This is a genomic window from Solwaraspora sp. WMMB335 (assembly GCF_049179075.1).
Taxonomy (GTDB): domain Bacteria; phylum Actinomycetota; class Actinomycetes; order Mycobacteriales; family Micromonosporaceae; genus Micromonospora_E.
This window is the reverse complement of the sequence record NZ_JBMHMF010000001.1, coordinates 1,694,752-1,715,685: the sequence shown is the minus strand read 5'-3', so window position 1 is coordinate 1,715,685 and position 20,934 is coordinate 1,694,752. Positions and strand designations below refer to the sequence as shown.

The window sequence follows — 20,934 nt, the reverse complement described above, 5'->3', positions numbered from 1 at the left end:
TGCCCCCACCGGCCGTTGCCGAGTCGACCCGGTGCCCCCGTGCCCAGCGAGAGGCGGTTCTCCGATGAGTGACGTGTTGATGCTGGAGGTCGCCGGCCGACCGGTCGCCGAGTACGTCGTCCACCCCGACATCGATCCCCGTTACTCGCCCCGGCCGTACCTGCACCCGGTGCGGACCCTCGCCGGCGTCGAGGTCACCGACACCCTGCCGGCGGACCACCGCTGGCACCTCGGGGTGTCGGTGACCATGCAGGACGTCTCCGGCACCAACCTGTGGGGTGGGCGTACGTACGTGCGGGACGCCGGCTACACCTGGCGCGACGACCACGGGCGGATCGAGCACGACGCCTGGCTGGACCGGCGTCCGGACCGGTTCGGCCAGCGGTTGCGCTGGTGCGATCCGACCGGCGCCACCCTGCTGACCGAGGAACGCGTCGTCCGGGCCCGCGGCGTCGCCGGCAACGAGCGGGCATGGCGGTTCGACATCGAGTACACGCTCGCCGCCCCGCCGGCCCGCGACGTCACCCTGGGCAGCCCGGCGACCAACGGCCGGCCGGGCGGCGCCGGGTACGGCGGGTTCTTCTGGCGCCTGGCACCCGGCCTCGCGCACGCCTTCACCGCCACCGCCGACGGGGAGGAGGCGGTCAACGGCAGCACCGAGCCGTGGGTGGCGCTGACCGGGCGCAGCGCCGGCGGCCAGCCGTACACCCTGGTGTTCGCCGGGCTCGGCGACGGCGACCACTGGTTCGTACGGACCGGAATCTATCCGGGGGTGTGCGTGGCACTGGCCTTCGTCGAGCCGTTGCCGGTGCCCGCCGGCGGCCGGATACACCGGCACCACCGGGTCCTGGTCGCCGACGGCGCGCTGACCCTCGCCGAGGTCACCGCTGTGCTGCCCGCGCTCGGCTGACGTCGGCGAGCGCCTCAGGCGAGTTCCTCCGGCTTGCAGCCGATCTCCCGGGCGACCGCGATCCGGATCCATTCGGTGAGCTGGCGCCGGGAGACCACCCGGTCGTGCACGGCCGCCTGTACGGCCAGCCCGTCGATCAGCGCGTTGATCCGCCACGCCGCCCCTTTGGGATCCGGGCACTGGAACGTGCCGTCGGCGCAGCCGGTGGCGATGACTCCGGTGAGCGCTTCCTTCCAGCGCAGGTCAAGATTTCGACAGACCCGGTTGAGGGCTGGGGTTCGCAGCGACTCCGACCACCCGTCGATCCACAGGGCCCAGGACTTCGAGCGTCCGGTCGGCGCGTACAGCCGGATGATCCTCTTCAGCTTCTCCAGCGGTGCGGCGGACGACCGCAGCACCGTGTCCAGCCGGGCGAGATCCTGCTCGGCGGCGTAGGCGAAGGCTTCGGCGAGCAGCCGTTCCTTGGTCGAGAAGTGGTAGAAGACCAGTGCCTGACTGACCCCGGCGGCCTCCGCCACGTCAGCGGTACGGGTGTTGGCCAGACCACGCTGCACGATCACCTCGCAGGCGGTCCGTAGCAGGGAGTCAAGGCGTAGCTCGGCCGAACGTCTTGTCACGGCGGATACCGTAACGCACTATCATCGATACGATGAGTTACCAGTCAATTTCCTGACTCGCGCAACTGTCGAATCGCGGTATTGCGAGCGACGTTCGGATCGGCCGCGAGTGTGGTGGAGCTTTTGTCCCCTATATGGTGGATTGTGATTGAGGCATGCCGGAACGCCCCCCGAGTTGGCACTTGCTCGCGGGCTGGGCTAGAGTTCTCATCCGTCAGCAAGAACGCGGCACGGCGGGGGAGCTGGCAGACAAGCGGACGTAGCGCAGTTGGTAGCGCATCACCTTGCCAAGGTGAGGGTCGCGGGTTCGAGTCCCGTCGTCCGCTCGGAGATGCCACCAGAGCACGTCGGGGGCAACCTCGGTGGAGTGGCCGAGAGGCGAGGCAACGGCCTGCAAAGCCGTGTACACGGGTTCAAATCCCGTCTCCACCTCGCACAGCGAGGGCGATTGGCGCAGTGGGAGCGCGCTTCCTTGACACGGAAGAGGTCACTGGTTCAAACCCAGTATCGCCCACCAGTTATACAAGCACGTCATGCGGCCCGTTATCGGATACCTGGTAACGGGCCTTTTGCTGTCCCGGCCCTTATCTGGGGAGCACGGGGGGGGCCGCGGGTCACTTTTCCTAGCGATCGAGCTGCGGATGGTCTCCGGTAGTCGGGGTTCTGGTCCTGGGTTGGGGTGTAGGCCGGCAGGGTGGTGGCGTAGCGGTTGGCGGTGCCAATGCGGCCGGCTGCGGTCGAGTCAGTCGATGAAGGAGCGGTAGGGGTGGCTGATGCCCGCTGGAGGACCTGATCGAGCTTCCGCGCGGTGGCGACGGTGATGCTGGTGCCGCGTTGGGGTTCCTCGGCTGACGGCCCGTTCGACGGACACCCTGGCCGCACTCGCCCGGCCCCACGACACGACGACGTCGATCACGTTCGGGGTGTTTCGGGGCGTGGGGGTGATGGCGGGACAGGGTCGATCAGCCGAGGCTGAGTGCTGGCCGTGACCCCTGAAGTGGCCAGCGCCGCGTGGGTCAGTCCTCCATCGCCGCGACGAGCCGTCGTAGGCCGGCGCGTTCCCGGCGGTTCTCGTGGGTGATCCACTCCTTGCCTTCGGCGGCGATGCCTTCCAGCACGTGCAGGGTGCGATCGAGACCCGAGGCGTCGAGGGAGACCTGGGAGGCGATGCGGTCGTCGTCGCCGAGTTCCGGCATGCCTGGCCACTCGCCAGTGATCGTCAGTTCGTCCCGGGGGTTGTTCGTCAGGGTCAGGGAGAGCTTTTTCTCGCCGTTGCGGGCATCGACGACATGTGCCGCCACGACCGAGTTGTACTGGTATGTGAGGCGCTGCTGATCGCCGAATCCCGTGGTTTCGAAGTCGAGGATGACTGTGACTTGGCGGACGCCGTCCTTGGTGAGCAGGAAGAGGAGAAGTTTGTATCGCGAGTAGCGCCATGGTCCTTTGCTGACTCGGGCCCGCTTGCACCCGGGCACGGGCGCCTCGATGAAGGCGTGCGCTATCACGTCCTGCGCGGCTAAGCGGTAGTGCCGCAGCGTGTCCTGGACCAGGATCTTGCGATCGCAGTCGAGCCAGTGCGCCATCTCCGCGTCGGTCGGCTTCGATTCCAACTTGCGTACCCACCTGTCGTACGCCGCGCACCGGTCCTCATAGTCGTGCCGGACCCGTACCAGGTCGTCCAGGTAGCGGTGGCGCTCGAAAAGGATGGCATGCCAGCCCTGGATGGCGAGGCGAGCCCCGGCCACGACGCCGGCCGTCGCGATCGCCGTCGTGAACGGTGCTTCGAGGAGTGCCTGCCACAGGAGCAGCGGCCCGGCAATGACCAGGGCGAACACGGCGGCGCCGAAGGCGGCCCGCGTCGGGGATGGCACTCGGGAGTTCTCGGGATCTGTCGTGAGCTCACCGCTGAGCCACTGCCGTTTGACGTCGCTGGCGAGGAATCTCACTAGCCAGGCGACCCGCTTGGCGTCGACCGGTTGCTCCCGGTAAAGCTCGACCAGCTCGTTGCGCAGGGACTGCCGGATGCCCGCCGTTTCCGTCAGCCACGTCTCCCGGGCCAGGCCCTGCGGCAGGTAACGTCCGAAGTAGCGGTCGAACAGGGAGTCCATCGCTGAGGCGAACCGGTCGGACTGTGCGGGAACACGCTGTGGTGTGAAGGTGAGACGCTGGCGGGCCACCTGTCGTCGATGCTGAGCCAGTCTGATCGTGAATCCCGCCCGGACCGCCACGACGGCGGCTCCAAGAGCCACCATCAGGTAGCCGGCCGAGCGTGGCCACGAGTGCGCCAAAGCGTAGTTGATCACCAATAGGCCCGTGGCGAGGAGCAGTGCCGAGCCGCCGATGGCGCGCAGGAAGTCCGCCGCGCGGGTGCGGATCGGGGGCGGCGGAACCGGCCGAGGACGTACCGGCTTGGGCTGGAAGAACTTCCAGACGCGCTGCGCCCGCTCGTTGGCCGTCCTGTCGCGCCGAGCGGCCGCGAACGTCTTCTGCCAGGTCCAGTCCTGGTGCGGGCCGGCGAGGAAGACTTCGAGATGGTTGAGGATACTCTCCTGTAGGGACGGGTCGAGCGACTCGAACTCCTTGACCACCGCACCGATCGCGGCCGGGTCGGGAGTCTCCGCCGTGGTCTGCGGCAGCGAGTCCAGCAGCGAGCCGACGACAGTGATGCCTCGGGCCCAGGGATCTTCGGAGCGTTGTGTCGCCCAACGGCGAACCTGTGCCAGCCGCTTGAGTTCCTGGTCCGTCAGGCTCTGCACGGTACGGCCGCTCAGCAGTGCGAGCGCCAGGTAGAAATAGGCGCGGGAGTTCGTGTAGCCCCGGGCGACCGCTTTCATGATCAGCGCCCTCGCCTCGGACGGCGCGCTGATCCCCAGGTAGCGGAGGCCGACCTCGAACTGCCGCTCAGGCGGGTCGTCCTCGCTGACGTGGTACCCGCCTTCGATGTGGACCCATTGGGCCTGGAACCCCACCCGGGCATCGCCGCCCGCGACATTGGTGAACGCTGCTTCCTGCGGCCCGGCGCTCATGACAGGGCCCGTAGAGCTGCTATGAGCCCCGCGACCCGCGTGGCGAGGTCCGTCCAGTCCAGCAGCAGGCCGCGCAGCTTCCGCAGGGCGGTGGCCGCACGACTGCGTGCCTCGTCGTCGGTCGGTGGCACGTCGTCGGAGGCGGCATCCATCTCGTGCTCCGCAGCGCGGTACGTGACCGTGTCCACGTCACCCGCCTCATGGCACTTACGGAGCGCGGCGCGCAAGTCTGCGAGCTGGTCGTGGAATGTCTCCCTGCCGGGACCGCCCGGCGCGCCGTAGACGGTCGCGTGGTGAACGGTATGTGCCTGGAATCCGACGTGGGCGTTGTCCTTGGCGACGTTTTTGACCGAGCCGGACATCGACGCATCTCCTGCTTCTTTCCGAGGGCGGCGAGGGGAGGAGCCATGCTGCGACCCGAGCTCCTGGGCGAGCGCGAGGGCGAAGGCCGCGGCGTTGGCGGCGGCACGCGGCTGCCAGGTCTCGCTGTCGGTGTGGACCTTGGTCCCGTCGGCACGGTCGCTGATACCGCGGACGACGACGGCCGGCAGAGAGCGGTTTAGGTGGGCGGCCTGGGCGACCCCGGCGGACTCCATCTCCACCGCCAACGCGTCGTTGTAGTGATCACGAATGCGCGTCGCCTCGGGCGAGGACGCCGAATCGAGGACGACCTCTCCAGCGGCGATCGGCCCGAACCGCACCTGGGGCACTCCTCCGGTGAGGCCCCGTGCCCAGCCCCGTTCCCGCTCAAGGTGCCGGGCGAGCTGATCACAGACATGGGGGATTTCCCACACGCGAGGTCGGGTGCGGAACGCGTCGCTCTCGCTGGTGCCGCCGTGATAGGCGTACACGTGGGTGGCCACGACGACGTCGCCGAGGCCGACGGAGGGCCAGAGCGCTCCGGCCACGCCGGCGAAGATGACCGCTTCCGGATCGAACTCGGTCATGGCACGCTCGGCGATGACGGCGGAGGGGTGGTTCCCCTTGCCGACAAGGCCGAGAATGATCTCACAGGAGCCTCCGGTCACAGTGCCACGCTCGAATCGCGTGCCCATCGGATGAACGTGCGGTTCGACTTTCGTGAGACGTTCGCGGACTGCGTTGTACTCGAGGTCCACTGCGGTGAGCACGACCACAGGTCTGGTCATCTCTCATCTCCTCCGGATGTGACGGCCGAATCCGTGCGGATCATGGGTGGGTAGAGGTTCTGGCACGGACCAGCGCGGTAGACGCGGGCCGGGCGACCGGTGCCCGTGGCGCGCGGCGGACCGGCGGGGACCACGAAGCCCTTCGTGCCCTGGACCTTGCGGTAGAAGTTGCGAGGGTCGAGCGGCATGCCCCAGACGGCCTCGTAGACCTGCTGCAGCTCCGTGAGAGTGAAGACCTCGGGGCAGAAAGCGGTCGCGAGTCCCGTGTGCTCCAACTTGGAACGAGCACGCTCCACCCCGTCGACAACGATCCGTAGATGGTCGAAGGCAAGCGGTACCCGCGCCGCAAGTACATCGGCGGACGGAGTCCACTCGGCGGCTGCGGCGTCGGTTCCGGCGAGGGGCTCGGGAAGGCGCGGCACGACGGCGAGGTGGGCGACGGAGACTACGCGTCCACGAGGGTCACGGTCGGGGTCGCCGTATGTACCGAGCTGCTCCAGGTGCGGGATGTCGGTGAGCCCTGCCTCCTCCCGCAGCTCCCGGCGGGCGGCGCCGAGGATGTCCTCGCGCTCATCGGCGAGGAATCCACCAGGCAGCGCCGCCTGCCCAACGAACGGCTCGACGCCGCGCCGTACGAGAAGCAGGTGCAGACGGCCATCGCGCAGGGTGAGGATCACGAGATCGACGGTGAGCAGGATCCGGGGTGGTTCCCAAGTGTTATCGGGCACCGCTCGACCATAGCTTTTTGTCGACATGACAAGAAGCCATCCGAGCTGTCGCGTCGCCGACACCCAAAGTAGCGGCTTGATTATCAAGAAGTGAGTCCGACAGCTGGCAACGCCGCCTCAATCAGTGCGTCGTCGACACGTGGTTGCGGTGTGAGTGCTCCCGCCGGTCGAGGTGTTTGCACTGGTCAGGTGCGGTGATTCGCGTGGGTGGGGGAGCGTTCCGCGATGTTTGTCGGGGTGATCGGGAAGTCGCGGGTGCCGTGCTCCCGGCTGCCCTGCCTGGCGGGTTGGATCATGGGGTGCGGCTGCTGGGCGTGAACGGCGTCGAACGGATGTCAACGGCGCTCAAGGGACTCGCCGTGACCTGACCAAATCGCGTTTGGGCAGGTCACGGCCGCTGTCCGGGCAATGTTGACACGGAAGAGGTCACTGGTTCGAACCCAGTATCGCCCACCAGTTATACAAGCACGTCATGCGGCCCGTTATCGGATACCTGGTAACGGGCCTTTTGCTGTCCCGGCCCTTATCTGGGGAGCACGGGGGGTGTCCCTATGGGTTGTGTCAAGCAGCGAGGCGGGGTTCGTCCGCCGTTTTGGGCTGGTATGGCCGCTGGGTCCGGAGCATGGCGTGGAGGACGTCGACGCGGCGGCGGGCGAGGCAGATGAGGGCGGCGTTGTGCTTCTTGCCCTCAGCGCGTTTGCGGTCGTAGTAGGCGCGGCTGAGCGGGTCGGCGAGCGCGGCGAACGCGGACAGGAAGAACGCGCGTTTCAGCTGCTTGTTGCCGCCCTTGGGTGGGTGTTCACCACGGATGCTGGTGCCGGATCGGCGGGTGACCGGGGCCAGGCCGGCGTAGGCGGCCAGGTGGCCGGGGGTGGGGAACGAGGTGCCGTCGCCGACTTCGAGCAGGATGCGGGCCGCGGTCCTGACGCCGATGCCGGGCATCGAGGTCAGGACCGGGGCAAGAGGGTGCGCATCAAGCATCCCTTCGACCTGTTCGGCGACCTGGTCGCGTTGTCGCAGCAGGTCACGCAGGCTGTCGGCGAGTCGGGGAAGGACGGTCTCGGCGGCGGTGGTACCGGGGACCACGACGGTCTGCGCGTCGAGCGCGGTGAAGATCTGCTCGACCAGGCGGGCGCCCATGCGTGGCGCGCGGGCCTTGACGATCTCGGTGAGTTTCGCCCGGCCAGCCCTGCGGATTCCGGTGGGTCCGCCGCACCGCGAGATGGCCTCCAGGACAGCGGGGTGCTGCAGTTTCGGGCCGAGGACGCGTTCCAGGGGTGGGTGGATCTGGGTGAGCAGGCCCCGGATGCGGTTGGCCACGCGGGTCACCTCGCCGGCGAGGTCGTCGTCGTAGCCGACCATCACCTCCAGCTCGGCGAGGGTCTCGTCGCCGGTGTCGACCCGGCGCAGGGTGTGGGGCAGGGTGCGGGCGGCGTCGGCGATGACGTACGCGTCGCGGGCGTCGGTCTTCGCGGTGCCGGGGTGCAGGTCGGCCAGGCGGCGCATGACCAGACCGGGCAGGTAGGCCACCTGGTGGCCGCAGGCGCGGGCGACCGCGACGGGCAGCGCGCCGATCGAGGCGGGCTGGTCGACCACGGCCAGGATCCGGCCGTGCCGGCCCAGCTTGTCGAACAGTTTCCGCAGGCCGGCTTCGGTGTTGGGCAGCGTCGCGTCGTGCAGCCTCTTGCCGTCGCGGTTCAACGCGACCGCGTGGTGTCCTTCCTTGCCGACGTCGAGTCCGATGAAGACGCCGAACCCGTCGTGCACAGCTTGCCTCCTCACGGCGATGACCTAGCTCGGCCGCTGGTCACGGCGCCGGACTGCCGGCATCCACGTTACGGAGAGACCTACCCCACGACGGGGGTGGCCGGGTCCCTATCAGCGGTCCGCCGACGCCACCCGGCCCGGCGACAACACCCCCCGGATCATGCGTACGACAGGGGCATTCAGTCATACCGAGCCGGGCGACCGAGTCGTCCCCGGCTGGGGACGATCAAAAAGGTAACGGGGAGCGGGGCCGCGGGTCACTTTTCCTAGCGATCGAGCTGCGGATGGTCTCCGGTAGTCGGGGTTCTGGTCCTGGGTTGGGGTGTAGGCCGGCAGGGTGGTGGCGTAGCGGTTGGCGGTGCCAATGCGGCCGGCTGCGGTCGAGTCAGTCGATGAAGGAGCGGTAGGGGTGGCTGATGCCCGCTGGAGGACCTGATCGAGCTTCCGCGCGGTGGCGACGGTGATGCTGGTGCCGCGTTGGGGTTCCTCGGCTGACGGCCCGTTCGACGGACACCCTGGCCGCACTCGCCCGGCCCCACGACACGACGACGTCGATCACGTTCGGGGTGTTTCGGGCGTGGGGGGTGATGGCGGACAGGGTCGGTCAGCCGGTGTTGGTGGTGGGTGATGGCCTGGTGCGGGTTGCCGAGGATGGTGCCGACCTGGGCGCGGGCGAGCGCAACCGCGGTCGGTCCGAAGACAGTGGTGGTGGTGTCGCTGTCGCCGGGTCGCCGCTGGTGGTGGCTGATGGTGGCGGCGAGTTTGTCGGCGCGGTCGGTGTGCTGGTGTGCGGTGGTGGGGTCGTTGCTGGTGGCGGCGGCGAGGGCGGCTTCGATCAGCAGGGTGCCGGCGATGGCGTGGTCGTCGGGTGCCGGGTGGTTGGTCGTGGCTGGGTCGATCAGTGGTACGGCGGTGAGCGCGGCTTGGGTGGCGAGGGTGGGGCGGTGCAGGGCGCGGAGTGCTTGGGCGAGTGGGATGGCGGCTGTGGCGGTGTGTCGGGGGTGGCCGTTGGCGGTGGTGATGGCGCGGTCGGCGGCGAGCCAGGCGAGGTGGGGTTCGTCGAGTTTGGTTAGCAGATGGGCGGTGAGCCGGTACACGCGGGTGAGTAGGTACGTGGTGTCGGGTGGTGCGTTGCTGGTGGTGGTGTGGCGGGTGTGGGTGAGCAGGTCGGGCAGCATTCGCAGTAGTTGTGGGTGGTGGGCGTGCTGGTAGGCGGTTTGGGCGTACTGGATGCGGCGGTGCAGGTCCTCGGCGGACGGTGACGGTCGGTCGGGGATGACGGTGTCGTATCGGGCGAGGGCGGCGCGCAGGTGTTCGACGGCGGCCGTGACGTTGGTGGTGGGTTCGGGTTGGCTGGTGGCGGGGCCGAGGATGGTTTCGGGGGTGACGCCGAGGACTGCGGCGACGGTGTGGATGATGGAGATGCGGTCGAGGGAGCGGATGCCGCGTTCGACCTTGTCGACCCAGGAGTGGGATTTGCCGATGCGGTCGGCGAAGACCTGTTGGGTGAGGCCGCGTCGGGCGCGGAGTTGGGCGATTCGTCGGCCGATGGGGAGTTCGGCGATGCGGTGGCGGCCGGGCGCGGTCATTGGCGCATGTTCCGGTGGATGGCTTCGGTGGTCGTGCCGCAGCGGGGGCACCACTGGGACTTGACGCGGAAGGCGAACAGGCCGAGTAGGAAGCCGGGCATCAGGCCGGCGAAGACGATCGGTAGCAGTCTGGCGATCACGAGCACTCCGCTGTAGTGAGCGACGGCGTTCATCAGGGACTGCGATCCCCTGCCGCCTGGTCGGCTGGACATGCGGTTGCATGCGCCACATAGGACGGTAGGAGCGATCGGTAGTTGATTTATTGCTGGTGGTTATGGCTACAGTCTGATGCCGAGCCGTCCGGCCAGCATGCGCAGATCATCGGGAACCGCGCGCCGTCGGGTACGGTGCGTGATGGCAACGACCGCCTCGCGCGCGAGGGGGTTCAACGCGAACGGTGCCGGCGCAGCCCGCTCGGCCCGGACGAACGCCGCCAGCGCCTCGCCATCCCGCCGCCCACTGGCGGACAACGCCCGGCCGAGATCCAACCAGTAGGACTGGTGACGGATCGCGGCGCCGAGAACGTGAGGGCGCACCGTACGAGACAGTTCGATGACCCGGCCGTGCTCACCCAACTCGGCGGCGATCGACATCTCCCAGAGGCCGACGTTAGTCGGCCCGAAACCGCAGCCGTTGAAGCCCGCGCCGTCGGCAGGATCCCCGAGGCCAGCCGCGTCCCTTGCCGCCTCCGCCAGGTGATCACGAGCGGTGTCCACCCGACCGGTGACGGCCGAGGTCAGCGCCGCTGAAAGGTGCAACTGGCCGAGCATCTGCCGTACCCGCTCATCAGCCGCACCGGCCTGGACCTCGGCCAGCGCCCGGTCGGCGGCCCGCGCCGCGAGCGCAGCCGACTCGATCGGCAAACTCTGCGTATACGCGAACCGCGCAGCACCGATCCACGCCGGATCCTCGACGTCCTCGGCGGACGCCACCGCGATCCGGGCGGCGTTCAACGCAAGATGCCGGTAACCGAGATTCCGCAGACAGGTCGACGTCAGATAGGCGACATGAGCGAGCGTGGCCCCACCGACAGCGGCGGCAGTGCGCAGCAGACCGGGCAGCATCGGAGCCATTGCCGGGTAGTTCGCGCTCGCCCTGAGCTGGTCACCACGGGCGATCCACGCGCCAAGCTCGTCGGCACTGCCGGCAGACGGCTGCCGCTCACCGTCCTCAATCTCGATGAGCGCCGACCAGATTTGCGGAACACACGCCCCGGCCCGGTCCCGCGCCGGATCCCCCGGCTCGGTGCCCTGACCCAGCAGGTCGGCCACGGTCACCTGAAGAGCACTCGCGATGGCGACCAGCGTCGAACGCCGGTCGACGCTCTTGCTACCAGACTCCAACTGCGAGATGTACGGCTGGCTGACGCCTGCCAAGCCGGCGAGAATGCCTTGGCTCATTGCGCCCCGACGCATCCGCCAGTACCGGATCCGGGAACCGACGGTGTCGGCCTTCTCAGCCTCAGGCATCCTGTCGTCACCTCCTGGACAGCGGGGCCAGCCACCGACCGCTGACCCGGCCGACGGGTGCACTGCCTCGACCGTACCCGTTCGGGATCTAGGGGTGTGCGCGTTCCCAGCGTGCCTGCGGCCCGTCGGCGAGCTCGGGGTGAGGCGTCCGTCAGATCCCATCCGGGATCAGTCCGGAGGGTGCGCATGGCTTTGTCGGACGTCGTCGAGACGCTCAGGCGGCGCCTGGAGTGGCATGAGACATCGCCGGAGTCGGCCCGCGTCCTGGACGCTGAGGTACTGTCCTGGGGCGCCGAGATCCTGCTGGCGCTGGGCCCGCCGGAGGAGCGACTTGGCCCCGAGACGAGCGACGATGTTCTGCTCGCGTTCTGGGTGGCCGGAACGCTGCACTTGTACCGCGCACAGTCAATGCCGAGCGGCTTGGACGAGCAGGACTTCTCCGCCGCCTTCGCGATCCTCGCGCTCCTGCTACCGCACCACCGCCATGTGCTTCCAGACGACCTGCGCGAGGCGACGGCCGGGTGCGACTGGTCCGGTCCCGCCGACGGCCCGAACGCCTGGGTCGAGGCTGGTGCGGTCCACCTGCTGGCCGCGGAGCAGCAGCCGGACGCGACCGGGCTAGAGCAGGCTGTCAAGCTTTTCGAGCAGGCAGAACGGGTCGCTTCGGCGGGACATCCAGCGCGGATACTCGTCGACATCAACCTCTCGCACGCTCTGCTGCGGCCGCACACCCCGCGCGGACCGGCGACGCTGCTGGTGGTGTCGGCGCCGGCTGCACCGGGCCTCACCCCGCTACCCGCGGCCAGCCGCGAAGCCCGCGCCCTGTCCAGGACGGTCGCCCGTACACGGGTCCTGGAAGATCGGCACGCCAAGCCCGCCGACGTCCTGCGGGCCATCCCCGGACACACCTGCGTGCATTTCGCCTGCCACGCCGGGTGGACTGGCGGCGACCCCTTCGGCGCGCCGCGACTCGCGCTCACCACCGGCGACATCACCCCGCTCGACCTGGCCGCCCTACGCCTGGACGGCGCGGACCTCGCCTACCTCTCTGCCTGCGACACCACCGTCGGCCTGGCCGACGCCGCCGACGAGGGCCTCCACATCGCGGGCGCGGTTCAGCTCGCCGGCTTCCATCAGGTGATCTCGACTCTATGGACGGTCGAGGACGACGCTGCGGCTGGGCTCGCCCAGAACGTCTACGCATGCATGACCGGCCCCGGCAGGAACCTCCAGCCGACGCGCGCACCCGAGGCCCTGCACCACGCCGTTCGCGAGCTGCGCGGTCGGCTGCCCCAGGCAGCCGAGACGTGGGCAGCATATCTGCACCTCGGCGGATTCACCCCTGCGCCCGCGACTGAGCCCGCCCCTGCGCCTGCGCCTGCAGGGCCGGCTTGACCCGGCTGCGGCGACGGCCCAGCAACCCGGTCCGGGCTACCGGGCACGGTCGAAGTGATCGGCGAGGAGTTCGCCGGCATGCCTGACATGGTTGGCCATGCTCTCGCCCGCAGCGTCCGGGTCGCGCCCGCAGAGCGCCTTGAGGATGCCGGCGTGGTCGTCGGTGGATGCCTGCGGCCAGCCGGGCACGGTGGCGTAGAAGCGGCGGGGGACGTAGCGGGCGCCGACGGAGAGCAGCCACGCGATCTTCGGGGCGTCCGCGATGCGGTTGATGGTGCGGTGGAACTGGTGGTTGATCGCCTCCAGCCGAGCGACCTCGCCCCGTGCCGCGGCCTGCGCCAGCGTCTCCTGGAGCCGGGTGAGCTCACCGAGCTGCCCGTCGGTCAGCCGGTGCGCCGCTCTCGCCGCCAGCTCGCCCGCCAGCAGCGACTGTGCGGTGAAGATGTCCCGGATGTCGTCGCCGGACAGCGGCGCGACGACGAAACCGCGCCTGCGTTCGAGCTGTACGAAGCCCTCGCCGCGCAGGGCCAGCAGCCCTTCCCGGATCGGGGTGGCGCTGACGCCGAGCTCTCTGGCGATCCGGTCGATGCGGATGAACGTCCCGGGTGGCAACTGACCGGTCATGATGAGTTCCCGGATGTAGCCGGCGGCTTCGTCGTTGAGCTGTGGTCGCCTCGGCTCGTCCATCATGGCTGCCCCGCTCGCCAGCGGCATGTCGCCCGCCCTTCTGTCGTCCGCCCGTCTGCTACGGGGTCAGGCGGCCTCGCTTGATCAGTTGCTTGGTGATGACGTTGCGCTGGATTTCGTTCGTGCCCTCGCCGACGACCGTCAGCGGAGCATCGCGATAGTATCTTTCGACGTCGAACTCGGTGGAGTAGCCGTAGCCGCCGTGAATCCGCACCGCCGTCGCGGACACCTCCATGGCGACCTCGGAGGCGAAGAGTTTCGCCATTCCCGCCTCAAGATCCGCCCGGTGGCCCTGGTCATGGCGGTCGGCCGCGTAGAGGTTCAGCGACCGGGCGGCGGTGATCTTCGTCGCCATGTCGGCCAGGTAGTTGCTGATGCTCTGGTGCTGGTAGATCGGCTTGCCGAAGGTCTCCCGCTCCTGGGAGTAGCGAAGCGCGTCGTCGAAGGCGGCGCGGGCCACCCCGATCGCGCGGCCGGCGACCTGGATGCGGCCGAGTTCGAGACCGGCCATCATCTGGGCGAACCCGCGCCCCGGCCGGTCGCCGAGCAGGCCGGCGCCGGACACCCGCAGATCCTGGAAGGTCAGCTCGCAGCTTTCGACCCCCTTGTAACCGAGCTTGGGCAGGTCCCGGGAGATGGTGAGGCCGTCTCCCGGCTCGGCCAGCAGGATCGACGCGCCGGTGTGCCGGGGCTCGGCAGTGGGATCGGTGAGGCAGAGCACCGCGATGAGGCCGCTGTGGCGGGCGTTGCTTATCCAGATCTTGCTGCCATCGAGGAGCCAGTCCCGCCCGTCGGGCCGGGCGGTGGTGCGCATCGCCTGTAGGTCGGAGCCGCTGCCCGGCTCGGTCAGCGCCATCGTCGCCCGCAGTTCGCCGGTGGCCAGCCGGGGCAGGTACGCGTCCTTCTGCTCGTCGGTGCCGAATCTCGTCAGCAGGTGGCAGACCACCGAATGCCCGCCGAACGCCCCGGCCAGGCTCATCCAGCCCCGGGCGAGTTCCTCGGTCACCAACGCGTAACACTTCGTGGAGACGTGGAAACCGCCGTAGGGCGGTGGCACGGTCAGCCCGTACACGCCGAGTTCCTTCATCTGGTCTATCAACGCGCCCGGGTAGGTGTTGGCGTGCTCGAGTTCCCGGGCCACCGGCCGCACCTCCCGGTCGGTGAAGCTGGCCGCCAGCCGGACGATCTGCTGCTCCTCGTCGGAAAGTTCGCTCACCGATGGTTCCCTTCTCGATGCTGGCGGCTGGCGTTGGGCCCGTGCCCCCGCCGGTAGACGAGCACCGTCCGCCGGAACGTGATGACTTCGGTGCCGTCCTGGTTGTAGCCGGTGGTACGGACCGCGACGATGCCGGCGTTCGGATGCTTGCGGCTGGGACGCGCCGACAGCACCTCTGACCGGGAGTAGATGCTGTCGCCTTCGTAGACCGGGTGCGGTAGCCGCACCTCGTCCCAGGCCAGGTTCGCCAGCACGTTCTGGGAGACGTCCGCGACGCTCTGCCCGGTCACGATCGCCAGGGTCAGGCAGGAGTTGACGAGCGGCCGGCCGAACGGGGTCCGGGCCGCGTAGTGGTGGTCGACGTGCAGCGGCGCGGTGTTCTGGGTCAGCAGGGTGAACCAGGCGTTGTCGGTGGAGCTGACGGTCCGCCCCGCGGCGTGGAGGTAGACGTCACCGACCGCGAAGTCCTCCAGGTAACGGCCCGTCCAGCCGTGGTGCGTGGCCATGTCAGTCCTGTCCTCGTACGGCGCTGATCTCGTCGGGGCTGAGGCCGAACTCGGCCAGGACCGCGGCGGTGTGCTCGCCCGCGGCCGGTACGGGCGGCATCGGTGGCGGCGGCGCGTCGTGGTAGATGACGGGCGGCGCGAGCGCACGGGTCACGCCGGCCGGCGTGCTCACCTCGTGCCAGCGCTGCCGCGCGGTGAGCTGGGGATGGTCCAGGAAGTCGGCGACGTGGTTGATCTTGCCGTTGGCGATTTCTGCCGCGTCGAGCCGTCCGGTGAGCTCCCGGGTGGTCAGGGCCGAGGTCACCTGGGTGATGGCGGTGTCGAGCGCGGTCCGCGCGGCCACCCGGGCGGGGTTCGTGGCGAACTCGGGGCGGTCGGCCAGGGCGGGGTCTTTCAGCACCTCGGTGCAGAAGCGCCGCCACTCCCGATCGTTCTGCACCGCGATCATCACGTTGCCGTCGGCGGCCGGGTAGGGGCCGTACGGGCTGATGGACGGGTGCGCCAGCCCGGTGCGTGGCGGCGGCTCGCCGGATCCGTCGGTGAAGTGGATCGGTTGCCCCAGCCACTCGGCCAGACTGTCCAATAGAGACACCTCGAAGGATCCGCCGTGGCCGGTGTGTTCCCGGGCGGCGAGTGCGGCGAGGACGCCGGTGAGCGTGTACATCCCGCCGGCGACGTCGGCGATGGAAATTCCCGCGCGGGCAGCCGATTCGGCCGGACCGGTCAGCTCCACCAGCCCTGTCTCACACTGGATCAGCAGGTCGTAGGCTTTTCGGTGACGCCACGGGCCGGCCGAGCCGTAACCGCTCAGATCGCCGGCGACCAGGTCGGGGTAGCGACCGGCGAGGGTGCGGGCGTCGATCCCGAGCCGGGCGGCGGCCCCGGGGGCGAGGTTCTGCAGGTAGACGTCCGCTCCCGCGATGAGCCGGTGGAGCACCGCGAGCCCGCGCGGCTGTTTTAGGTCGAGGGCGACGGATTCCTTGCCCCGGTTGAGCCAGACGAAGTAGCTCGACTGCCCGAGCACCGTGGTGTCGTAGCCGCGGGCGAAGTCACCGGAGCCGGGTCGCTCGATCTTGATGACCCGGGCGCCCAGGTCCGCGAGCTGTCTCGTGGCGTACGGGACCGCCACCGCCTGCTCGACGGCGACGACGGTGATGTGAGCGAGGGGGAGAGCCGGTGAGTCGCTCTGCATGGTTCATGATCATACATCATATTTCCTATGCCAGGAAGGTCAGTGAGTGTGCAGTCGGTCGCCGTTGGACGCCAACTACCTACCAAGTCTTCGTAGAATCTCCCAGCTAGACGACCATATCGATCCCGAGCTCGATCTTGACCGCCCGTCGGTACGGTGGTAGGAAAATGGAATATTATTTCGCTCAGAGGAACAGGCTCCTGTGAAGGGATGTCCAGGTGAACTACGCCCCGCACCTCGCTGAGCCCCACCTCGCCGCCGTCATGTCCACCGGACTGGCGCTCGCCGGGGAGATGCTCGCGCTCGCCGCCCGCCAAGTGCGAACGGAACTCGGCGCCACCGACCTCGACGCCCCGCTGAGCGCCGAGGAAGACGCCCTGATCGCCCGGCGCGCCGATGAACTGGTCGCCGCCTGGCTCGGCTCCCTGACGGGAGCGTGCGCGGATGCTGCCTGACAGCCGGTTCCAGATCCAGCAACACCTGGTCCTGGCGATCCGCCGCTACTGGGCCGACCCGCTCTACCGGCAGGTGGTGGCCGAGGCCGAACAGGCGCTAGCCGACGATCCCGGCCTCGACGCGGAGGGCATCGAGCAGGCCCTCGTCGGCTCGACCGCTTACCAGGTGTTCGGATGGCTGGAACACCATCTCCAGAAGGTGAAGTACAGCGGACCGCGTGGGCTGCTCGCCGCCGCCGAGGCGCAGCGCGAGCACATCGCCGCCGAACTCGGCCGGGCCGCCGGCCGGCACCCCGAGCGTCTCGTCCTCGACCCCGACCTGGAGCACCCCGCCTACTACCGCGAGATCGACTTTCACCTCGTGCCGGGCGGCATCCATAGTCGCGACTACGACGGAGTGGTCTACGAGTGGGCCGCCGGCTCCGTCACGATGATGAGCAACGAGCAGATCTCGGTGCACGACCGGCTGGCCGCGCACATCGCGGAACACAAGCCGCGACGGGTGCTCGACGTGGGATGCGGGTTCGGCCGGACGCTCACCGCACTCGGGCCCGTCCTGCCGCAGGCCGAGCTCAGCGGCTGCGACCTGAGCGCCCCCGCGCTGCGTGCCGCGCACTACAACGCGTTGGCCCAGGACGTCACCGCCCACCTGCACCAGACCAGGGCCGAGGACCTCGCGGTCTACCCGGACGCCAGCTTCGACGTGGTGACCGCGACGATGCTGATCCACGAGATGCCCGTCGACGCGGTGCTCTCCTTCCTGCGGGCGGCGCGGCGGGTGCTGCGACCAGGCGGACGCCTCATCGTCCTCGACTTCTACCTGGTGCCCGGCGGCGAGCTCGGACTCTTCTTCCACCTTGGCCATTCCAGGCGCAACGGTGAGCCGTTCATGCCGGGGCTGCTCTCCACCGACCTGCCCGCCGAACTCACGGCGGCGGGGTTCGCCAGCTCGACCCTGTCGACGTTCCCGGCCGGGCGGGACCTTTCCGAGGCGCCGGCGACCTGGCGGCTGCCGTGGACGTTGATCGAAGCGAAGTGAGGGTCATGGCACACGATCTCCTCGTCCGGGGCGGGCTGCTCGTCTCCGGCCAAGGCGTCCGACAGGCGGATGTCGCGATCACCGACGGCCTGGTCGCCGCGATCGGCCGGGACCTCGGCGAGGCCCGGGAGACCTACGACGCCACCGGTCGCTACGTGCTGCCGGGCATCATCGACGCGCACAACCATCCCTACTACGCCGACGACATCGAGGCCTTCTCGCTCGCGGCGGCGGCCGGCGGGGTGACCACGCTGATCCCGTTCGCCGGCAGGAAGTGGCACGGCGACGGCGGCGCGCCCACGACCCTGGTGGACACGGTCGAGGAGTTCATCGGCGACGGGGAGCGTAGCTCCTATCTGGACTTCGGGGCGCACGTCATCGTCTCGCCCGGCGACGACATGGTCTCGGCGGTGCCCGCCCTGATGGCCCGCGGAATCATGTCGTTCAAGGCGTTCACCGCCTTCCCCGGGATCAGGATGCTCGACGACGGGCAGCTTCTGGACCTGATGCGGCTGCTGGCCGACCTGGGCGGGCTGTCGATGGTGCACTGCGAGAACGGGCACGCGGCGGTGCGGCTGGAGCGGTGGCTGCGGGAGTCGGGTCAGGTCGGTGCCGCCGACTACGGCCGGTCCAGACCGGCGCTGGTCGAGTCGGAGGCGGTCTACCGTGCGTTGAGCCTGGCCGAGCTGACCGGCTGCGACCTCTACATCGTCCACGTCAGCGCGGCCGAGTCGCTCGACGTCATCCGGAATTTCCGGGACCGGCCGGGACCGGCCCGCTACGCCGAGACGTGCACCCACTATCTGCGCCTGACCGAACAGGACCAGCATCGGCTCGGCGGCCTGGCCAAGATCTCGCCGCCGATGCGCGGCCGGGCCGACCTGGCGGCGATCTGGGACGCGCTCCGCGACGGAACGATCGACGTGGTGGCCAGCGATGCCTCGGGACAGACGATCGAAGGCAAGAAGCCGGACGAGACCAACATCTTCGACGTGCCGTTCGGACTGCCCGGGGTGGAGCACATGCTGCCGCTCGTGGTCAGCGGCGCGCTGTACGAGCACAGCGTCGGTTTGCCGACCCTGGTGCGGGTCCTGTGCGAGCGCCCCGCCGAGATCTTCGGCCTCGGGCGCCGCAAGGGCCGGCTCGAGGTGGGATTCGACGGCGACGTCGTGGTCTACGACCCGTTCCCCGAGTGGACCGTCGAGCAGCAGAACCTGCACGGCAACTCCGACTACAGCCCCTTCGCCGGTCAGCGGGTCTTCGGGCGGCCGGTGTTCTCCGCCCAACGTGGACGAGCGGTGCTGCGCGACGGGGTCGTCTGCGGCAAGCCCGGCCGCGGACGGTTTCTTACCGCGGCCGCCGCGAGTGCGGCCAGACCCGAAGGGAGCAGAGCGTGACGGCGCCGTCGCGGCCGGACCTCATCCACACCAGCCCGCTGAACTTCCACCCGGACGTGACCGGGCAGGAGCGGATCAGGCCCGGCATCACCATCACCGACTGCACGCTGCGCGAGGGGCAGCAGGCCGCCGAGGTCGCGTTTTCCCCGGACGACGAGGTCGAGTTCGCTGTCGCCCTGGAGGCGATCGGGGTGCCGGTGGTGCAGGTGGGGTACGCCGGCGCCGACGACGGATCGGTGCGCCGTATCCGGGCCGCCTGCCCGCGACTGTCGCTGGCCAGCCTCCTGGTCGGTTGGAAACCCGACGCCGGCGACGCGCTGCTGTCGGCGCGGCAGGCCGGGTCCGACGTCTGCTCGGTGCTGTTCCGCTCGACCGACGCGCATCTGGACAAGCTCGGCCACACCCGGGCGTCGGCGATCGGGCGCGTGCAGGAGCTGGTCCGGATGGCCGTCGAGGCCGGCTACCGGGAGGTCGCCTTCGGACCGTCCTTCTCGACCCTGGCCGACGTGGACTATCTGTTCGAGATGTACCAGGCGGCGCTCGACGCCGGTGCGACGGTCATCTCGCTGGCCGACTCGACCGGCACGGCGAAGCCGGCCGTGGTGCGCTACCTGGTCTCCCGGATGCGGGCCCTGTCGGACACGGCGGGCGTGCGGGTGCACATGCACAACGACCTCGGCCTGGCCATGGCGAACACGCTGGCCGGGATCGAGTGCGGCGCCGACTGGATCGAGGTGACCGTCAACGGGCTGGGCGAGCGCGCCGGCAACTGCCCGCTGGAGGAACTCGTGGTCGCGCTCGAAGCGCTCTACGGCGTCCGCCTGCCGATCCGGTCCGAAGGGCTGTTCGGGCTCAGCCAGACGGTCTCGCGGCTGACCAGCGTGCCCATCCCGCCGATGAAGCCGGTCGTCGGGGCGGACGTGTTCTCGAACAAGCTGGAGATCCACGTGATCGCGGCGCAGGCCGACCCGAAGCTGATGGAGCCCTTCGATCCGGCACTGGCGGGCAACCGGCGGACCATCCGGCTCGGCCGGGGGACCGGGCCGACCGGGGTACGGATGAAGCTGGGCGAACTCGGCCTCGCCCTGGCGGAAGACCTCATCCCGCGAGCGGTCCAGGAGGTCAACCAGTGGGCCGTGACGCACAAGCGCGGGCCGACCGACAGCGAGTTCGCGGAACTGGCACGGCGACTGGGAGGGCCGCATCGATGACCACGCGTGCAGAGCAGGAGAAGCTCGACGTCGAGGCGCTCTTTCCGGAGCTGGCGCTGCTGCGCGATCCGCAGCTGCGGATCGCCGTGGTGCAGATCTGGCAGGAGCTCTGGTCGCTCAGCGACTACGACCGGCTGATCGACGTACCGGTCTCGGTGAAGATCGACTATCCCCAGCTCAAACACGCCCGCGGCGTGGTCGCCAGCGCCGTCGCCGTCGCTGACGTCTGGGAACGCGAGCACGACATCAAGCTGGACCGGGACGTGCTCATCGCCGGAGCGCTGCTGATCGACGTCAGCAAGCTGGTCGAGACCCGACGCGACGCCGACGGCAGGATCGGTTACACCGAACTGGGCAGGGCACTGCCGCACGCGACCTACGCCGCACACGCGGCGCTGAACCGGGGCGTCCGGATGGACGTCGTCCACTGCATCCTGAGCCACTCGCCCAACGGAGGGAAGGCTCCACAGACCGTCGAGGCGCAGATCCTGGACTGGCTCGACCAGGCCGACATCAGCGCCTTCGGCTTCCACATCTGGGCCCGGAAGGTCACCCACTACCAGCCCTGATCGCCGAAGGAGG

At 69.3% G+C, this 20,934-nt stretch carries 18 protein-coding genes, 3 tRNA genes and 1 pseudogene; 10 read left to right on the top strand and 12 right to left on the bottom strand.

Annotated features, from left to right (window positions below; genetic code table 11):
* Positions 1-64 precede the first annotated feature (64 nt).
* Complete coding sequence (locus ACN27F_RS07035) at positions 65-910, top strand: PmoA family protein (protein WP_421431795.1); 846 nt, start codon at positions 65-67, stop codon at positions 908-910.
* 14 nt (positions 911-924) lie between these two features.
* Here the strand turns inward: ACN27F_RS07035 and ACN27F_RS07030 are convergent, their stop codons facing one another.
* Positions 925-1,527, bottom strand: coding sequence for a TetR/AcrR family transcriptional regulator (locus ACN27F_RS07030; protein WP_421431794.1), 603 nt, complete (start codon positions 1,525-1,527; stop codon positions 925-927).
* Between the two features lie 253 nt (positions 1,528-1,780).
* On the opposite strand from ACN27F_RS07030, the gene ACN27F_RS07025 reads away from it, so the two are divergent.
* From ACN27F_RS07025 to ACN27F_RS07015, 3 genes are all read left to right on the top strand, one after another.
* Positions 1,781-1,853, top strand: a tRNA-Gly gene (locus tag ACN27F_RS07025).
* 35 nt (positions 1,854-1,888) lie between these two features.
* Positions 1,889-1,959: transfer RNA gene (locus ACN27F_RS07020), tRNA-Cys, on the top strand.
* Positions 1,960-1,969: 10 nt separating this feature from the next.
* Positions 1,970-2,044: transfer RNA gene (locus ACN27F_RS07015), tRNA-Val, on the top strand.
* A 499-nt stretch (positions 2,045-2,543) separates the two neighbouring features.
* On the opposite strand, the gene ACN27F_RS07010 is transcribed toward ACN27F_RS07015, so the two are convergent.
* From ACN27F_RS07010 to ACN27F_RS06980, 7 genes and pseudogenes are all read right to left on the bottom strand, one after another.
* Positions 2,544-4,553, bottom strand: coding sequence for a hypothetical protein (locus ACN27F_RS07010; protein WP_421431793.1), 2,010 nt, complete (start codon positions 4,551-4,553; stop codon positions 2,544-2,546).
* On the bottom strand, positions 4,550-5,701 hold the full coding sequence (locus tag ACN27F_RS07005) for a purine phosphorylase (RefSeq protein WP_421431792.1): 1,152 nt from the start codon (positions 5,699-5,701) through the stop codon (positions 4,550-4,552). The genes ACN27F_RS07010 and ACN27F_RS07005 overlap by 4 nt, the downstream gene beginning before the upstream one ends.
* Positions 5,698-6,456 carry an NUDIX hydrolase gene (locus ACN27F_RS07000; RefSeq protein ID WP_421440016.1) on the bottom strand — a complete coding sequence of 253 codons (759 nt, stop codon included), beginning with the start codon at positions 6,454-6,456 and terminating at the stop codon, positions 5,698-5,700. The genes ACN27F_RS07005 and ACN27F_RS07000 overlap by 4 nt, the downstream gene beginning before the upstream one ends.
* Before the next feature lie 534 nt (positions 6,457-6,990).
* A complete protein-coding gene (locus ACN27F_RS06995) occupies positions 6,991-8,211 on the bottom strand; it encodes an IS110 family transposase (protein ID WP_421431791.1) in 1,221 nt (406 codons plus the stop codon).
* Between the two features lie 1,402 nt (positions 8,212-9,613).
* Positions 9,614-9,785 (bottom strand): annotated as a pseudogene (locus tag ACN27F_RS06990) (helix-turn-helix domain-containing protein); the annotation flags it as partial.
* Positions 9,782-9,958, bottom strand: coding sequence for a hypothetical protein (locus ACN27F_RS06985; protein WP_421431790.1), 177 nt, complete (start codon positions 9,956-9,958; stop codon positions 9,782-9,784). The pseudogene ACN27F_RS06990 and the gene ACN27F_RS06985, both read right to left, overlap by 4 nt.
* Positions 9,959-10,063: 105 nt before the next feature.
* Positions 10,064-11,254 (bottom strand): helix-turn-helix domain-containing protein, encoded by a 1,191-nt coding sequence (locus ACN27F_RS06980; RefSeq protein ID WP_421431789.1) that lies wholly within the window; start codon positions 11,252-11,254, stop codon positions 10,064-10,066.
* Between the two features lie 192 nt (positions 11,255-11,446).
* Here ACN27F_RS06980 and ACN27F_RS06975 point away from each other — a divergent pair, with 192 nt between their 5' ends.
* On the top strand, positions 11,447-12,649 hold the full coding sequence (locus ACN27F_RS06975) for a CHAT domain-containing protein (protein ID WP_421431788.1): 1,203 nt from the start codon (positions 11,447-11,449) through the stop codon (positions 12,647-12,649).
* A 36-nt stretch (positions 12,650-12,685) separates the two neighbouring features.
* On the opposite strand, the gene ACN27F_RS06970 is transcribed toward ACN27F_RS06975, so the two are convergent.
* Genes ACN27F_RS06970 through ACN27F_RS06955 form a run of 4 tightly spaced genes read right to left on the bottom strand, consistent with a single transcriptional unit; the run spans position 12,686 to position 16,250 of the window.
* The gene (locus ACN27F_RS06970) at positions 12,686-13,363 is read right to left on the bottom strand and encodes a GntR family transcriptional regulator (protein WP_421431787.1); all 678 of its coding nucleotides are present in this window, start codon (positions 13,361-13,363) and stop codon (positions 12,686-12,688) included.
* A 31-nt stretch (positions 13,364-13,394) separates the two neighbouring features.
* Complete coding sequence (locus ACN27F_RS06965) at positions 13,395-14,552, bottom strand: acyl-CoA dehydrogenase family protein (RefSeq protein WP_421431786.1); 1,158 nt, start codon at positions 14,550-14,552, stop codon at positions 13,395-13,397.
* Positions 14,549-15,058, bottom strand: a complete 510-nt coding sequence (locus ACN27F_RS06960) for a MaoC family dehydratase (RefSeq protein ID WP_421431785.1) — start codon at positions 15,056-15,058, stop codon at positions 14,549-14,551. Before ACN27F_RS06960 ends, ACN27F_RS06965 begins: the two co-directional genes overlap by 4 nt.
* A 1-nt stretch (position 15,059) precedes the next feature.
* A complete protein-coding gene (locus ACN27F_RS06955; protein ID WP_421431784.1) occupies positions 15,060-16,250 on the bottom strand; it encodes a CaiB/BaiF CoA transferase family protein in 1,191 nt (396 codons plus the stop codon).
* A 218-nt stretch (positions 16,251-16,468) separates the two neighbouring features.
* On the opposite strand from ACN27F_RS06955, the gene ACN27F_RS06950 reads away from it, so the two are divergent.
* Genes ACN27F_RS06950 through ACN27F_RS06930 form a run of 5 tightly spaced genes read left to right on the top strand, consistent with a single transcriptional unit; the run spans position 16,469 to position 20,921 of the window.
* Positions 16,469-16,705, top strand: coding sequence for a hypothetical protein (locus ACN27F_RS06950; protein ID WP_421431783.1), 237 nt, complete (start codon positions 16,469-16,471; stop codon positions 16,703-16,705).
* Positions 16,695-17,744, top strand: coding sequence for a class I SAM-dependent methyltransferase (locus ACN27F_RS06945; protein ID WP_421431782.1), 1,050 nt, complete (start codon positions 16,695-16,697; stop codon positions 17,742-17,744). The genes ACN27F_RS06950 and ACN27F_RS06945 overlap by 11 nt, the downstream gene beginning before the upstream one ends.
* A gap of 5 nt (positions 17,745-17,749) precedes the next feature.
* Positions 17,750-19,141: a dihydroorotase gene (locus ACN27F_RS06940; protein WP_421431781.1), complete on the top strand. Its 1,392-nt coding sequence runs from the start codon at positions 17,750-17,752 to the stop codon at positions 19,139-19,141.
* The gene (locus tag ACN27F_RS06935; RefSeq protein WP_421431780.1) at positions 19,138-20,352 is read left to right on the top strand and encodes a LeuA family protein; all 1,215 of its coding nucleotides are present in this window, start codon (positions 19,138-19,140) and stop codon (positions 20,350-20,352) included. The genes ACN27F_RS06940 and ACN27F_RS06935 overlap by 4 nt, the downstream gene beginning before the upstream one ends.
* Complete coding sequence (locus ACN27F_RS06930) at positions 20,349-20,921, top strand: hypothetical protein (protein ID WP_421431779.1); 573 nt, start codon at positions 20,349-20,351, stop codon at positions 20,919-20,921. Before ACN27F_RS06935 ends, ACN27F_RS06930 begins: the two co-directional genes overlap by 4 nt.
* Positions 20,922-20,934 lie beyond the last annotated feature (13 nt).